Consider the following 15208-nt stretch of genomic DNA (forward strand, 5'->3'; position numbering starts at 1 on the left):
CTCCTGCCTCTCGCAAGGCTAGAATTTCTTCCTCTTTCACTTGGATATGTGTGTATTTTTGTCTGGACATACGAACACCCCCTGTATAGGTTTATTTTCCTACACAGGGGGCGTTTTGTCTATTGTCCGTTTTTACTGGTTCAGTTCAATTATCCGCCGGACGGGGGCTGTTCTTATTTTACAGATTTATTCCAGGGTTTCGATCCGGTCGAACAGGTCCTTGGCCCGCTCGATGGCCTCCCGGCTGCCGAAGGTACAGCGGGCGCCGCCGGCCATCGCATCGGCCAGGCCGGCCGCCTCGGACTTCATCCAGGCGGCATCCACGCCGCAGATGGCGGCCCGGTCGGCCGCGTCCATCTCATCGGTCAGACCGCAGAACCAGCGGCGGTCGGCTTCCAGAGCCGCCTGCCGGGGCTTGCGGGGGGAGTCGAACTTGGCCACGGTGCCAATGATGGCGTCGGTAAGGTCGGCCTCGGTATACTGCCGCTCCGCCAGCGCCGCCGGACCCTGGGCGAAGTTTTCGTAGCTGCCCTTGACGTGGGGGTCCCGGTAGGTGTAGAGCACCTCGGTGCCGGTGCCGCAGATCATGCCGGTGCCGTAGGCGCCGCCCACCTCCCGGATGGCGTGCCAGAGGTACTCATAGGACATCACCTGGGCCAGCACCTTGCGCTCAGCCCGGGGCTCCATGGCCCAGGCCAGCACGTCGTAGTTGACGCCGCCCTGAATGATAAAGGCCTCATTCACCGGCGGGGTCAGATCCTCGGTATAGGCTTTTGCGGCCTGACGCTCCTCGGCCGCAAAGGCGCTGCCGGACAGAAGGCCCCGCACCCGCCGGGCGGCGTCCTCGCTGCCGTGGAGGCAGACGGTCAGGGCGTGACGGCCCAGCACCTCCACCCGCAGGGTATCCAGCCGGACCAGCAGATTCTCCCAATCGGCTTTTTCCAGCAGATCACAGACAAAGCGGTAGTAGCTCACGCCCACGCAGCGCTCGCTCAGGGCCTGGCCCACGGTGAAGTGAGATCCCGCCCGCATCATGGCGAAGGTGTTGCCCTGCCAAAGGAATTTCTGCTCCATGCTCAGCTTGGTCTGTTCCAGCACCCGCTGAAGGGCCGCCCGGGCGTTCTCGCCCCCCAGAAGGGTCTCGTAGAGCAGTTCGCTGCCCAGCTCCACCGCCTTTTCGGCGCTGCGCTCCAGCAGGCTGAGCCGCAGAGCCAATTTGGCGTGGCAGGGGCTGCCCTCCTGACGGCCGGCCCACCGCTCCAAAGAAAGGGTGGTGTTGCCCAGCCAGGTATCCCGCAGGGTGGTCAGCTCCCGGGCGGTGTGGCGGGCGGTGTCCAGCTCGGGCAGAAGGTCGGTCAGCAGCTGCAAATAGGGCATATCCTCGGGGCAGAGGCCGCCCAGGTCATAGTAGAAGTTAAGGTACAGGCTGCCGGCAGAGGGGCGGCACACCAGTTCCAGCCCCGCCACCTGCTCCACCTGGGGGGCCGGGGCGGCGGGAGGTGCGGTCAGGTCGGCCACCGTCAGGGGATGGTCCAGCTGCATCTTGCCCTCCACCCGCAGGGCGGCGGCTTCCTCGGCGGCGGGGTGCTGGGGCACCAGGGTCACCTGGACCGGCGCGGGGGCGAACAGCTCGGCCAGCATCTGGTTGAACCAGCCCTCGGCCAATTTTTCCCGCAGGGAATCGAAGAAGGACACCGAACGCAGGTCGGCCATGGGATCATCGGCATGGAGCCAGCCCGTCACCGCCGCAATGGCCGCGGTAACGCCGTCGGGGTAGCTGTCGGGGTGCTCGGTCAGGGCAAACTCGATGGCGTTGAGGGCCGCCAGCAAAAGATCCTGGGGCACACCCTCGGCGCAGAGTTTTTCCACCTCGGCCTTGACACAGCCCGCGAACTGAGCGGCCCGGGCCTCGTCGGTGCCCTTGAGCACCAGCTCAAAGACCGGCTGCTGGAGAGAATCGTCAAAGCTGTATTCCAGATCGGCGCCCAGCTTCTGCTCCAAAAGGGCCTGCTTGAGGGGGGATTGGTTTGAGCCCAGCAGGGCATTCAGCAGGATCTGAACCGCCAGCTGCCGCTCCCGGTCGGCAAAGTCGCCGGTGTACCAGGCCAGCACGCTCTGGACCGGAATATTCTCGGGGGTGTCGGTGTAGTAGGGCTGCACCCTCTTCACGCCGCTCTGGGGGTGCTGGAGGGCGGTGTGGGGCCGGGGGCCGGTTTTGGGCATCTTGGCGAGATAGGCCTTGTCCAGAAAATCCAGCTTGTCGGCAAAATCCATCCGGCCATAGAGGACGATGCAGCAGTTGTCCGCCCGGTAGTGGCGGCGGTAGACCTTGATGAACTGCTCATAGGTCAGGCCGGGGATGGCTGCCGGGTCGCCCCCCGACTCAAAGCCGTATCCGTTGTCCGGGAACATGGCCTGCACCAGGGCATATTCCAGCTGGGCCTCGGGAGAAGCCAAGGCCCCCTGCATCTCGTTGTAGACCACGCCGCTGATGGAGCCGTCCTCCTCCCGGTGCCAGGCCTCCTGATCAAAGACCCGCCGGTCGGTGAGGGCCAGGGGGCAGAACACCGCGTTCAGGTAGACGTCCATCAGGTTTTTGAAGTCGGTCTCGTTGGGGCTGGCGAAGGGATAGACCGTCTTGTCCGAGAAGGTCATGGCGTTCAGGAAGGAAGCCATGCTGCTCTTGATGAGCTGGAGGAAGGGCGAGGTCACCGGGTATTTCTCCGAGCCTTCCAGCACCGAATGTTCCAGAATATGGAACACACCGGTGTTGTCGGAGGGGAAGGTGCCGAACCCGATGCCAAAGGCCTTGTTGTTGTCCTGGTTCTCGAGCAAAAGGACGGTGGCCCCGCTGAAATCGTGGGTCAGCACCGTAGCCGTGCCGTGGAGCATGGGGCAGGGCTCGGTGCGCCGGGTGGTGTATCCGGGATATTGTGTCATGGGCTGTTCACTCCTGTTCTTTTTGATTCTTTAGTTTTCCCCTATTGTAGCATTGAACCGTGGAAAACACAATTCCATCCATTCCAAACAAAAAAGAGGCCCCGCCGGGCGGGACCTCTTCTCTCTTAAAATGGTTTATTCTGCGCCGTAATAGAAATCGGCCCCGGGCAGCGCGCCGCCCACCGAGGCGGGGTCTGCATCGTAGAGCACCTGTAAATACCCCTCGGCGTTGGTTTTCAGCTTCTCGCCGGTGAGGCAGACAATCTTGCACTGGGGCAGGGCTTTCTGGGCGATGGCCGCCTTGGCCACCACGCCCTGGGCCTCACAGAGGGCGGCGGTGCCCTCCACGTCGGTGTTGGCGGCCTCCACGCTCTGGGCGTACTCCGCCAGGAACGCCTCGATCACATCGGGGTGGGCCTCGGCGTACTCCTTGCGGACCACGGTCAGGCCGGTGATCAGCTGGGTATCCGAGACTTTTTCCCACTCGGCGGTGAGATCCAGGGCCACCCGCAGGGTCTCGTCCTGCATACCGGCGCTGGTAACGTAGGGCTGGGGCAGAACGGCGATGGCATCCTCAGCCACGGCCATCTGGGCGGTGACCTCGGTGGCCTCGCTATAATACTCAATGGTCAGATCCTTGTCGGGGTCGATGCCGTTCTGGGTCAGGATGTACCGCAGAACGTACTCGGGGGTGGTGCCTTTGCCGGTAGAGAGTACCGTCCGGCCTTTGAGATCCTGGATGCTCTGGACGGTGTCACCCTTCTCCACTACATAAAGAACGCCCAGGGTGTTGACCGCCAGAGCCTGAATCTGGCCCTCGGTCTTCTGGTAGAGAGTGGCCGCCAGGTTGGCGGGGATGGCCGCCATATCCAGCTCGCCCTTCATCAGCAGGGGGACGATCTCGTCCGCGGTGCCGTAGAGCTGCAAATCATAGTCGATGGCCGTCTCCCCTGCCTCCATCATGGGCAGCAGGTTCACCAGGCCCATGGTGGTGGGGCCCTTCAGGCCGGCGATCCGCACCGGCTCGGTGGTGGAAAGGGTCTCGGCAGCCTCGCTGGAAGCGCTGCTGGACGCAGGCTGAGAAGAAGCGGCGCTGCCGGCTGCCACACTGGAGCCGGAGGACGACGCCCCGCAAGCCGCCAGCGCCAGGCTCATGGCCGCCGCCAGCAGCAGAGAAACCAATCGTTTCATGGTAGAAAACTCCCTCTTTTTTGAAATTTAAGCAAAATCATTTGCTTTATGGGCTCCATTCTACTATAATAAGGGCAAAATTACCGTTGCCTGTGCAACAGATTTTCAGAAGGACAGGCCCGCCCTCTGCGCCAGGGCCAAAATCAATCTATGGAACGCTATCTGCCGCTGTTACAAACAACCACCCTTTTCGCCGGGCTGAGCCGGGACGAGCTCTCGGCTCTGCTGGCCGGGCTGGGGGCCGCTGCCCGCTGCTATGGCCGGGGTGAAGTGCTGATCCAGTCCGGAACCCCCAGCCGGAACGTGGGGGTTCTTCTGGCTGGCCAGCTGCAGGCTGTCCGCCCGGCGCCGGACGGCAGCGCCGTCCCCATCACCCACATCGACCCCGGCGGGGTGTTCGGGGATGTGCTGGGGGGCTCCAGCCTGTGCAGCCCGGTGACGGTGACAGCTGACACCACCTGCGAGGTGCTGTGGGTGTCCTACGCCCAGCTGCTGCGCCCCGACGGCACCCCCGCCCGGCAGCGGGTGCTCCTGAACCTGGTCCAGACCATCAGCGACAAATATTTTCTTCTCTCCCGGCGGGTTGATCTTTTGGTCCTGAAAACCCTGCGGGCCAAAGTCTGCGCCTATCTGATCAGCGAGGCCGAGGCCGCCGGGCAGCTGACTTTTACCATTCCCTTCACCCGGATCCAGCTGGCCGACTATCTCAACTGCGACCGCAGCGCCCTGAGCCGGGAGCTCTCCCAGATGCAGCAGGACGGGCTGCTGGAAACCTACCGCAGCAGCTTCAAGATCCGGGATCTGCCCGCCCTGCGGCAGCTGGTCCAGTAATTTCAAATACAAGGAGTATATTTCATGTCGGATTCTACCGCAAGACCCCTCCTTTGGATCATTGTCCCCTGTTACAATGAGGAACAGGTGCTGCCCATCACGGCCCCTCTCTTCCTCGAAAAAATCCACGCCCTGGCCGGTGCCGGGCTCATCAGCGAAAAGAGCCGGGTCTGCTTTGTGAACGACGGTTCCCGGGACCGCACCTGGGAGCTGATCTGTCAGTTCGCCCGGGAGGACGAACACTATATCGGCATCAGCCAGAGCCGGAACCGGGGCCACCAGAACGCCGTACTGGCCGGGCTGATGGAAGCCCGGGACAAGTGCGATATCACCATCTCCATCGACTGCGACGGCCAAGATGACATCAACGCCATGGACGAAATGGTCCAGCAGTATCTGGACGGCTGCGAGGTGGTGTACGGGGTGCGCTCCCGCCGGGACACCGATACCTTTTTCAAGCGGTTCACCGCCGAGGGGTTCTATCATTTGATGAACCTGCTGGGGGCGGACATTGTCTTTAACCACGCCGACTACCGGCTGATCAGTGCCCGGGTGCTGGAAAGTTTCGCCGATTACAAAGAGGTGAATATCTTCCTGCGGGGACTGATCCCCCTGGTGGGCTACAAGAGCGGCACCGTCTACTACGCCCGGAGCGAGCGGCTGGCGGGCGAGAGCCACTACCCCCTAAAAAAGATGCTGGCCTTGGCTTTCGACGGCATCACCAGCCTGTCTAACAAACCCATCCGGCTGATTACTGGGCTGGGGGCGGTGTTCAGCATTGTGAGCTTCATCGGGGTGATCTGGGCCTTTATCCAAGCCATGACCGGCCACACCGTGGCGGGCTGGGCTTCTACCGTCTCCATCGTCTGCCTGATGGGAGGAATCCAGCTGATCTGCCTCGGGGTGATCGGCGAATACATCGGCAAAATCTATATGGAAACCAAGGCGCGCCCCCGCTACATCATCAGCGAGCGGACCTGGCAGCCCTATGAAAGGAAGTATCGCGGATGAGCAAACAAAGTTGGAAGGGCAGCACTCTCTTAAACCCGGAGCCGCCGGTGTTAGTCTCCTGCGGCAGTCTCGAAAAACCCAATCTGATCACCATCGGCTGGACGGGCACCATCTGCACCCAGCCCAGCATGGTCTCCATCAGCGTCCGGCCCGAGCGGTACAGCTACAACCTGATTAAGGAGAGCGGCCAGTTCGCCATCAACCTGCCCACCGAATCCCTGGTGCGGGCGGTGGACTGGTGCGGCGTGCGCAGCGGCCGGGATCAGGACAAGTTCGCGGCCATGGGGCTCCACGCCGCCCCCGGCTCGGTGCTGACCAGCTGCCCCATCCTGGAAGAAAGCCCCCTGAGCCTGGAGTGCCGGGTGACCCAGGTGATCCCCCTGGGGTCCCACGATTTGTTCCTGGCCCAGGTGGAGGCCTGCGATGTGGATGAAGAGCTGCTGGATGAGACCGGCAAACTCTGCCTCTCCCGCGCCAAGCTGATCGTATACAGCCACGGGGAGTATCTGGCCCTTGGGCGGCGGCTGGGCAAATTCGGCTTCAGCGTCCGCAAAAAGAAAAAGCGGGGCTAACGGCGGCTTTGCAGGGAAAAAACCTGGCAAAAAGCGTTTCACCAGGCCAAAGTCAATGTAAACCAAAAAGAAAACGTCTCCTTTCCGGCAGCGGGCCGGGCGGGAGACGTTTTTTGATGTATAAATCAGGGCTGTTTTTTCTTGGGGCGGGGCAGGGGCATCCCCAAAACCAGGGAGATGCCAATGGCCAAGGCGATGGCGATTTTCAGGGTATTGAGGCCATTTTCCATAAACAGTTGGTTATCATCGAGAATAAAATAATAAGCTGTATAATAAATTCCCGCGCCAGGCACCAGGGGGAAGATGCCGCAGAGGAGAAAAACCGTCACCGGGGCTTTCAGCTTGATGGCGAAGATCCGGGCCAACAGGGTCAGGGGAATACTGGCCAGCAGGGTGGCCGTCACGGCGCCGCTATCCCCCAACAGCAGGATGGCCAGCTGGTACACGGCCCAGCCCACAGCGCCATCCACTGCACAGGCCAGATAGGTCCGCCGGGGGATGCCGAACAAAAGCCCAAAGCAGAGGGTACCCCCGCAGGCCCGGAGAAAATGCTCCGCCAGATACAAAAGATCGGACAAGGTCATACCACCGTCACCCCCGTCAGGATGGAATAAAGCCGCAGCACAAGACCTGCGCCGCAGGCCAGGCTCCCGGCGATGAGCACCGCGTCAATCATTCGGATGGTGCCCGAGAGGTAGTCTCCGTGGACAAAGTCCCGGATACCCATGGTGAAAGCCACACCGGGGGTCAGGATCATCAGCGCGCCGATGGTGGCGTGGTTGACGCTGGCCCCCAGCAGGGTGCAGACCAAAATACAGACCAGGGTGATGAGGGCCGCGCCGGTGATCTTCTGGAACACGGCGGGCACCTGGTATTTCTGGCAGGCCAGCAGATAGGCGCTGACCACAAATCCCGCCACCGCTGCCGCTGCCCCCGAGGCCAGGTTGCCCCCGAACATCAGGGAAAAGGCGAAGGCCCCCGCTGTCCCCGCCAGCAGCTGGGCCTGCCACCGGGGGAACGGAATCCGCCGGGCCTCGGCCAGCCGCTGCTCGGCCTCGTCCAGGGTCACCTGCCCCGCCGCGATCTCCCGGGAGAGCTCGTTGACCTGGTCCACCCGGCCCAGATGAATGGTCCGGTTGGGGACGTTCCGCACCTCGCTGATCTCGGCGGTGCCGGCACTGGCGAAAATGCCATTGGTCAGGACGTAGACGTTGAACTCCCGCAGGTGGAAGCTGCGGGCCATGATCTGCATGGTCTGCTCCACCCGGAACACCTCCGCCCCATTTTCCAGAAGGGTCTGCCCCGCTGCCATGATAAAATCCATAATCCGGCGGCGCTGTTCGCCGTCCGGGTATTGTTCGATGGGTGCCGCCATAGTGTTTGTTCTCCTGTGTTGGATGAAAAGTTTCCCCTATACTGTACCACGGCGGCCGCCAGTTCTCAATTGTTTTTTTCGGATTTGCCCCGCCCTGCCGCCCCGGCGGCCAAAAACTTGCGCCCGGCCTGTTGACAAATCGCGCCCATTTGCATACAATAGTACTTGATATTTCAAAGTGGCTGTGAAGAGAAGAGTAGGCTTTCGCATTGATCCTTACCAGAGAGCCCCGGCGGTGGAAACGGGCAGGAAACAGGGAGCCGAAAATGGTCTCGGAGCCGCGCGGGCGAAGAACAAGAGCTCTAAGCCTGCGACGGGTACGCCCGTTATCGCGTCCGGCTGTACGCACACAAAATCTGTGCCGCAGCGTCGAGGCCGTCGCCCGTGAGGGTGCGGTAAACCAAGGTGGTACCACGGAAGTTTTATGCTCCCGTCCTTGCAGGGCATCGGCCCAGCTGGGACGGGAGCTTTTTTCTTCCCCATCCCTGGGCAGCCTCCTGTCCGGCTGCCGCCAAAGATCCATTTTATTAAATAAGAAGAAAAGAGGAAAAATTCTATGATTACTCGTCGTGATTTTCTGAAAGTTTCCGGCGCAGCCGCTGCGGCTGCCGCCCTGGCTGCCTGCGGCTCCTCTGAGGGCGGCGCTGCCTCCGGCAAGCCCACCAAGTTCACTGTGGCTGTCCCCAACGACACCACCAACGAGGCCCGCGCCCTCCAGCTGCTGGAGAAGAACGGCTTCTTCACCCTGAAAGAGGGCAGCGGCATCACCGCCACCAAGAACGACATCGCCGAGAACCCCCTGAACATTCAGATCGACGAGGTGGAGGCTGCCCAGATCCCCAGCGTGCTCCAGGACGAGGACTACGCCGTCATCAACTCCAACTACGCCATCCCCGCCGGCCTGGACCCCATGACCGACGCCCTGGCCATGGAGGACGGCTCCTCTGCCTACGTCAACGTTCTGGTCTGCAAGGAGGGCAACGAGGAGAACCCCCTGATCAAGGCCCTGGCCGCTGCCCTCCAGAGCCAGCAGGTCAAGGACTTCATGGCTGAGCAGTACGGCGGCGCTGTGGTCTCGGTGGTGGAGAACCCCACCGACGGCTACGATCCCACCGTGGACTACGAGGCTCTGAAGGGCCAGACCGTCAGCTGTGCCGCCACCCCCGCCCCCCACTGCGAGGTGCTGGAGGTCTGCAAGCCCATTCTGGAGGCCAAGGGCATCACCCTGGACATCCAGGAGTTTGACGACTACATCATCCCCAACACCGTGGTGGACGACGGCCAGGTGGATACCAACTACTTCCAGCACCAGCCCTACCTGGACGACTTCAACGCCCAGAACGGCACTCACCTGGTGACGGTGGCCGGCATCCACGTGGAGCCCATGGGCATCTACGGCGGCAAGCAGACCAGCCTGGAGCCCATCCAGGGCTAAAAACCCCGCAATAGAACAGGAGCTACGCTGTGATCGAAATTAAACATCTGTCCAAATCCTTCCAGATGAAGGACGGCGCGGTTCAGGCGCTGAAGGACATCAACCTCACCATCCCGGACGGGTCCATCTACGGCATCATCGGCATGTCGGGCGCGGGCAAATCCACCCTGGTGCGCTGCATCAACCTTTTGGAGCGCCCCACCGAGGGCTCGGTGGTCATTGACGGCACCGCCATGGAGACCCTCTCCCCCGCCGCGCTGCGCCAGCGCCGCCGGGAGATCACCATGATTTTCCAGCAGTTTAACCTTTTGATGCAGCGCAGCTGCCTGAAGAACATCTGCTTCCCCATGGAGCTGGCCGGCGTCAAGAAAGCCGAAGCCGAACAGCGGGCCCGGGAGCTGCTGCAAACCGTGGGCCTGCCCGACAAAGCCGAGGCCTACCCGGCCCAGCTCTCCGGCGGCCAGAAACAGCGAATCGCCATCGCCCGCGCCCTGGCCACCAACCCCAAGGTGCTGCTCTGCGACGAGGCCACCAGCGCCCTGGACCCCAACACCACCCAGTCCATCCTGACCCTGATCCGGGACATCAACCGGAAACTGGGGATCACTGTGGTGGTCATCACCCATCAGATGAGCGTCGTCGAGGCCATCTGCGACCGGGTGGCCATCCTGGACAAGGGCGTCGTGGTGGAAGAGGGAAGCGTCAAGGAGATTTTCGCCAACCCCAAGACCGCTGCGGCCCGGCGTCTGGTGGCCCCCAACGGCGGCGCTGCCGCCCGGGATCTGGCCAGCTTTGCGCCGGACGACCACGTGGTGCGGGTGACCTTCAACGGTTCCTCCACCGAAAAACCCCTGGTGGCCAGCCTGGCCGCCGAGACCGGCATTTTGGTCAGCGTGCTGAGCGCCGACACCCGGGATCTGAGCGGCCAGTGCTACGGCAGCATGCTGCTGCGGCTGCCTCGGGACGTGGACCAGGCCCGTAAGGCCTTTGATTACATCAGCCGCCAGCCCGGCGTGACCGTAGAGGAGGTGACCGGCCTGTGACCATCGCAGATTACGGTTTTGCCATTTGGGAAACCTTTTATATTACCGTCCTGTCCACCGCCTTCGCGCTGGTGCTGGGCCTGCCCCTGGGCGTTCTGCTGGTGGCGGGCGACAAGGACGGCGTCCTGCCTCTGCCCGGCTGGCTGATGCAGGCCATCAACTTTGTCATCAACATCCTGCGCAGTATCCCCTTCCTGATCCTGATGATCTGCGTCTTCCCCCTGACCCGGGTGATTGTGGGCACCACCGTCGGCACCAAGGCTACCATCGTCCCCTTGGTGGTGGCGGCCTTCCCCTTCGTGGCCCGTCTGGTGGAGACCAGCCTGCGGGAGCTGGACGCCGGTGTGATTGAGGCCGCCCAGAGCATGGGCGCCACCCCCTTCCAGATCATCACCAAGGTGATGATCCCCGAGAGCCTGCCCAGCCTGATTTCCAGCATGACCACCGCCCTGACCACCATTCTGGGCTACTCGGCCATGTCCGGCGTCATCGGCGGCGGCGGCCTGGGCAAGGTGGCTCTTTCCTACGGCTACTACCGTTACCAGGGCGACATCATGGTGGTGGCCGTCATCCTGCTGATCCTGCTGGTCCAGCTGTTCCAGACCGTGGGCACCTACTGGACCACCCACAGCGACAAGCGGCTGCGCAAGTAAGCGCCCCGTTTCCAACATTTTGTCAAAGGAGTGTGTACCCATGAATCGTGATACCATCTGCGTGCAGGGCGGTTATACCCCCGGCAACGGCGAGCCCCGCCAGATCCCCATTGTCCAGTCCACTACCTTTAAGTATTCCACCAGCGAGGATATGGGCAAGCTGTTCGACCTGGAGGCCGAGGGCTACTTCTACTCCCGGCTGCAAAACCCCACCTGTGACGCCGTGGCCCGCAAGATCTGCGAGCTGGAAGGCGGCACCGCCGCCATGCTGACCTCCAGCGGTCAGGCGGCCAATTTCTTCGCCCTGTTCAACATCTGCCAGAACGGCGACCACATTGTTTCTTCCAGCACCATCTACGGCGGCACCTTCAACCTGATCTCGGTCACCATGGCCAAGATGGGCATTGAAGTCACCTTTGTGGACCCGGACTGCTCCGACGAAGAGCTGGACGCCGCCTTCCGCCCCAACACCAAGGCCGTGTTCGGCGAGACCATCGCCAACCCTGCCCTCACCGTGCTGGACATTGAGAAGTTCGCCCAGGCGGCCCACCGCCATGGCGTTCCCCTGATTGTGGACAACACCTTCCCCACCCCGGTGAACTGCCGTCCCTTTGAGTGGGGCGCCGATATCGTGACCCACTCCACCACCAAGTATATGGATGGCCACGGCGCAGCGGTGGGCGGCGCCATTGTGGACAGCGGCCATTTTGACTGGATGGCCCACGCCGACAAGTTCCCCGGCCTGTGCACCCCCGACGAGAGCTACCACGGCATCACCTACGCCGAGCGGTTCGGCCAGGGCGGCGCTTTTATCACCAAGGCTACCGCCCAGCTGATGCGGGACTTTGGCTGCACCCCCTCCCCCCAGAGCGCTTTCCTGCTGAATCTGGGTCTGGAGAGCCTCCATGTCCGGATGAAGCGCCACTGCGACAACGGCCTGGCGGTGGCCCGGTTCCTGGAAGCGCACCCGAAAGTGGCCTACGTCAACTACTGCGGGTTGGAGTCCAGCCCCTTCCATGCGCTGGCTGAGAAATATCTGCCGAACGGCAGCTGCGGCGTGGTGTCCTTCGGCCTGGCCGGCGGCCGGGAGGCTGCCAGCACCTTCATGAAGAGCCTGAAGCTGGCCGCCATCGAAACCCACGTGGCCGATGCCCGGACCTGCTGCCTGAACCCGGCCTCCAGCACCCACCGTCAGATGAACGACGAACAGCTGAAGGCCGCCGGTGTGCCCGCCGAGTTGGTGCGGATGAGCTGCGGTCTGGAGTCCAGCGAGGATCTGATCGCCGACATCGCCCAGGCACTGGACCAGATCTGATCGCCCATCCATCGTTTAAAGGAGAGACGGCTGTATGCCCCTGATTATCCCCAAGACTCTGCCCGCCTATGATGCGCTTTATCAGGAGAACATCTTTGTGATGCACCGGGAGCGGGCCGCTGCCCAGCACATCCGGCCGCTGGAGATTCTGATCCTCAACCTGATGCCCACCAAGATCACCACCGAGACCCAGATCGCCCGGCTGCTGGCCAACAGTCCTTTGCAGGTTCACATGACCCTGCTCCAGACCGCCAGCCACTCGGCCACCCATGTCTCGGCGGCCCATCTGGAGGCCTTTTACAAGACCTTCGACGAGGTCAAACAGATGCGGTTCGACGGCATGATCATCACCGGTGCGCCGGTGGAGACCATCCCCTTTGAACAGGTGGACTACTGGCCCGAGCTGTGCGAGATCATGGAGTTCAGCGAAACCAACGTCTACTCCACCCTCCACGTCTGCTGGGGCGCCCAGGCTGCCCTCTATTATCACTACGGGGTGAAAAAGGAGCCGCTGGACCAGAAAATGTTCGGCATCTTCGAGCACCGGGTCACCCGGCCCGCCAACCCTCTGGTCCGGGGCTTTGACGAGGTGTTCTACGCCCCCCACAGCCGCCATACCGGCATCTGCCGGGCCGACGTGGAAAACTGCCGGGCGCTTCGGATTCTGGCCGAGAGCGACGAGGCCGGGCCCTATCTGCTGAGCACCGAGAACGGCCGCCAGATCTTCGTCACCGGGCACCCCGAGTACGACAAGCTGACCCTGGACGCCGAATACCGCCGGGACAAGGCCAAGGGCCTGGACATTGCCGTGCCCAAAAACTACTACCCCGGCGACGACCCCAGCCGGAGCCCAATTTTCCGCTGGCGGGGCCACGCCCACCTGCTCTACTCCAACTGGCTGAACTACTACGTCTACCAGAACACCCCCTACGATCTGGGCACCCTGGATCGTGTCCGGCGGGATTGATCCCTAAAACAAGCGCCCCCTTCTGCGTCCGCCGCAGGAGGGGGATTTTCATTTTTTCGGCCCGGGCTCTTGCGGGCCGGGGCCGCCGCGGTTATACTGGAAACCAAAAACCGCTGTTTTCAGAAAGGAGTTTTCACTGTGGATATTATGGAAATGCTCGCCGCCCGCCGTACCTACCGGCGCTTTGAGCAAAAAGCCGTCCCCCAGGACGTGATCGACGATCTAATCGAGGCCGTCCGGCTGTCCTCCTGCGGGGCCAACCGCCAGGCCGTCCGGCTGGTGATCGTGAACAAGCCCGAGGATGTAGCCCGGGTGCAGCCCCTGGTCAAGTGGGCCGCCTACCTGCCCCCTGAGCAGGGTACCCCCAAGGCCGACGAGCAGCCCACCCTCTTTGTGGCGGTGGTACAGGACACCTCCATCCCCGGCGACCTGGACACCGACACCGGGATTTCTCTGGCCAACCTGACCCTGGCTGCCTGGGCCAAGGGGGTGGGCAGCTGCATCATGGGCGCCATCGACCGCCCCCGGCTCACCGAGCTGCTGGGCCTGACCGGCTGCCAGAAGCTCCACACCATGGTGGCCCTGGGCTATCCCTCCCACACCGCCCGGGTGGTCCCCATGACCGGGGAAACCGGCGTCAAGTATCATCTGGACGAAAACCGGGACTACTGCGTGCCCAAGCGCAGCGCAGAGGAAATCGCTCGATATTTATAACAGTTTTTCTGCATATTTTCACCTGTCAATCTCTGCAAAGGTGAAATTGGTTGCAAAAAGGTTTCAATTTTACGAGTTTTTTGCACAACACTTGACTTTTCTATTTGTACAAACTATACTACAAGCGTTCCCAAAATTGGGGTTAGTTCCCATCCCCTGCCCCAGACCGACACGCGGCAGGCAGTCAGGGGATGCGTATGTTTGGTTGATAGAGGAGTGTTTTGATTATGAAGAAGATTTCTCGCCGCAGCGTTCTGGTCGCTGCCGGTATGTCGGTTGTTGCCCTGGCTCTCACCGCCTGCGGCAGCAGCTCCACCGCTTCCAGCTCTGCCGCCTCCGGCTCTGCTGATGCCCAGGCCATCACCGCCCTGGAGGACCTGAAGGGCAAGACCGTCGGCGTCCAGCTGGGCACCACCGGTGACCTCTACATGTCCGGCGAAGTGGGCGGCGAACTGGATATCGCCGCTGTGGAGCAGTACAACAAGGCCGGCGACGCCGTCCAGGCTCTGCTGAGCAACAAGATCGACGCCGTCTGCATCGATGACCAGGTGGCAAAGAAGTTCGTGGAGGCCAATGCCGACAAGCTGACCATCCTGGACACCGCTTACGCTGTGGAGGATTACGCCGCCTGCGTCAGCAAGGATCGCCCGGAGCTGACCAGCGCCCTGAACAAGGCCATCGCTGAGCTCAAGACCGACGGCACCCTGGACGCTATCCTGGACAAGTACATCAACAAGACCGAGGGCGCTGCCGGCTACGTCACCCCCGATGGCACCGAGTACCCCAACGGCACCCTGATTATGGCCACCAACGCCACCTTCGAGCCCTATGAGTACATCGAGAACGGCGCCGTCATCGGCATCGACGCTGAGTTCGCCAAGGCCATCTGCGACAAGCTGGGCTACGAGCTGAAGATCGAGGATATGGAGTTCGATTCCATCATCCCCGCCGTCCAGAGCGGCAAGGCTGATTTCGGCATGGCCGGCATGACCGTCACCGAGGAGCGCCTGCAGAACATTGATTTCACCGACAGCTACTGCACCGGCGTTCAGTCCATCATTGTCCTGAAGTAACTCTTACTTTTTCGCAAAAACTCTTTACAAATCGCGCCTTTTGTGGTTTGATAGAGCGTGAGGAACAGAGCGTGGTTGCTATTCCGCT

The 15208-nt window shown here is 62.0% G+C and carries 14 protein-coding genes; 10 read left to right on the forward strand and 4 right to left on the reverse strand.

Annotation, left to right across the window (positions count from 1 at the left end):
• Window positions 1-186: 186 nt before the first annotated feature.
• Window positions 187-2940, reverse strand: coding sequence for an insulinase family protein (locus JCM17207_RS12710; RefSeq protein ID WP_238317998.1), 2754 nt, complete (start codon window positions 2938-2940; stop codon window positions 187-189).
• Window positions 2941-3075: 135 nt separating this feature from the next.
• Window positions 3076-4131, reverse strand: a complete 1056-nt coding sequence (locus tag JCM17207_RS12715) for an ABC transporter substrate-binding protein (RefSeq protein WP_238317999.1) — start codon at window positions 4129-4131, stop codon at window positions 3076-3078.
• A 150-nt stretch (window positions 4132-4281) separates the two neighbouring features.
• Here JCM17207_RS12715 and JCM17207_RS12720 point away from each other — a divergent pair, with 150 nt between their 5' ends.
• Genes JCM17207_RS12720 through JCM17207_RS12730 form a run of 3 tightly spaced genes read left to right on the forward strand, consistent with a single transcriptional unit; the run spans window position 4282 to window position 6545 of the window.
• Window positions 4282-4962: a Crp/Fnr family transcriptional regulator gene (locus JCM17207_RS12720; RefSeq protein ID WP_238318000.1), complete on the forward strand. Its 681-nt coding sequence runs from the start codon at window positions 4282-4284 to the stop codon at window positions 4960-4962.
• Window positions 4963-4986: 24 nt separating this feature from the next.
• Window positions 4987-5973: a glycosyltransferase family 2 protein gene (locus JCM17207_RS12725; RefSeq protein ID WP_238318001.1), complete on the forward strand. Its 987-nt coding sequence runs from the start codon at window positions 4987-4989 to the stop codon at window positions 5971-5973.
• On the forward strand, window positions 5970-6545 hold the full coding sequence (locus JCM17207_RS12730) for a flavin reductase family protein (protein WP_238318002.1): 576 nt from the start codon (window positions 5970-5972) through the stop codon (window positions 6543-6545). The genes JCM17207_RS12725 and JCM17207_RS12730 overlap by 4 nt, the downstream gene beginning before the upstream one ends.
• Window positions 6546-6670: 125 nt before the next feature.
• Here the strand turns inward: JCM17207_RS12730 and JCM17207_RS12735 are convergent, their stop codons facing one another.
• Window positions 6671-7129 (reverse strand): threonine/serine exporter family protein, encoded by a 459-nt coding sequence (locus JCM17207_RS12735; RefSeq protein WP_238318003.1) that lies wholly within the window; start codon window positions 7127-7129, stop codon window positions 6671-6673.
• On the reverse strand, window positions 7126-7920 hold the full coding sequence (locus JCM17207_RS12740; RefSeq protein ID WP_238318004.1) for a threonine/serine exporter family protein: 795 nt from the start codon (window positions 7918-7920) through the stop codon (window positions 7126-7128). The genes JCM17207_RS12735 and JCM17207_RS12740 overlap by 4 nt, the downstream gene beginning before the upstream one ends.
• A 556-nt stretch (window positions 7921-8476) precedes the next feature.
• On the opposite strand from JCM17207_RS12740, the gene JCM17207_RS12745 reads away from it, so the two are divergent.
• The 7 genes from JCM17207_RS12745 to JCM17207_RS12775 all read left to right on the forward strand — a co-directional run bounded on the left by JCM17207_RS12745 (window position 8477) and on the right by JCM17207_RS12775 (window position 15120).
• Window positions 8477-9355 carry a MetQ/NlpA family ABC transporter substrate-binding protein gene (locus JCM17207_RS12745; RefSeq protein WP_238318005.1) on the forward strand — a complete coding sequence of 293 codons (879 nt, stop codon included), beginning with the start codon at window positions 8477-8479 and terminating at the stop codon, window positions 9353-9355.
• A 29-nt stretch (window positions 9356-9384) separates the two neighbouring features.
• Entirely contained in the window at window positions 9385-10398 is a 1014-nt protein-coding gene (locus tag JCM17207_RS12750) for a methionine ABC transporter ATP-binding protein (RefSeq protein ID WP_238318006.1), read from the forward strand.
• Window positions 10395-11051, forward strand: a complete 657-nt coding sequence (locus JCM17207_RS12755; RefSeq protein ID WP_238318007.1) for a methionine ABC transporter permease — start codon at window positions 10395-10397, stop codon at window positions 11049-11051. The genes JCM17207_RS12750 and JCM17207_RS12755 overlap by 4 nt, the downstream gene beginning before the upstream one ends.
• A 40-nt stretch (window positions 11052-11091) precedes the next feature.
• The gene (locus tag JCM17207_RS12760; protein ID WP_238318008.1) at window positions 11092-12366 is read left to right on the forward strand and encodes an O-acetylhomoserine aminocarboxypropyltransferase/cysteine synthase family protein; all 1275 of its coding nucleotides are present in this window, start codon (window positions 11092-11094) and stop codon (window positions 12364-12366) included.
• 34 nt (window positions 12367-12400) lie between these two features.
• Window positions 12401-13333 carry a homoserine O-acetyltransferase MetA gene (gene metA, locus JCM17207_RS12765; RefSeq protein WP_238318009.1) on the forward strand — a complete coding sequence of 311 codons (933 nt, stop codon included), beginning with the start codon at window positions 12401-12403 and terminating at the stop codon, window positions 13331-13333.
• A 147-nt stretch (window positions 13334-13480) separates the two neighbouring features.
• Complete coding sequence (locus JCM17207_RS12770; RefSeq protein ID WP_238318028.1) at window positions 13481-14047, forward strand: nitroreductase family protein; 567 nt, start codon at window positions 13481-13483, stop codon at window positions 14045-14047.
• A 227-nt stretch (window positions 14048-14274) separates the two neighbouring features.
• Window positions 14275-15120: a transporter substrate-binding domain-containing protein gene (locus tag JCM17207_RS12775; RefSeq protein WP_238318010.1), complete on the forward strand. Its 846-nt coding sequence runs from the start codon at window positions 14275-14277 to the stop codon at window positions 15118-15120.
• The last annotated feature ends 88 nt before the right edge of the window (window positions 15121-15208 follow it).

The sequence above is a fragment of the Faecalibacterium gallinarum genome, from assembly GCF_022180365.1.
Lineage (GTDB): Bacteria > Bacillota > Clostridia > Oscillospirales > Ruminococcaceae > Faecalibacterium > Faecalibacterium gallinarum.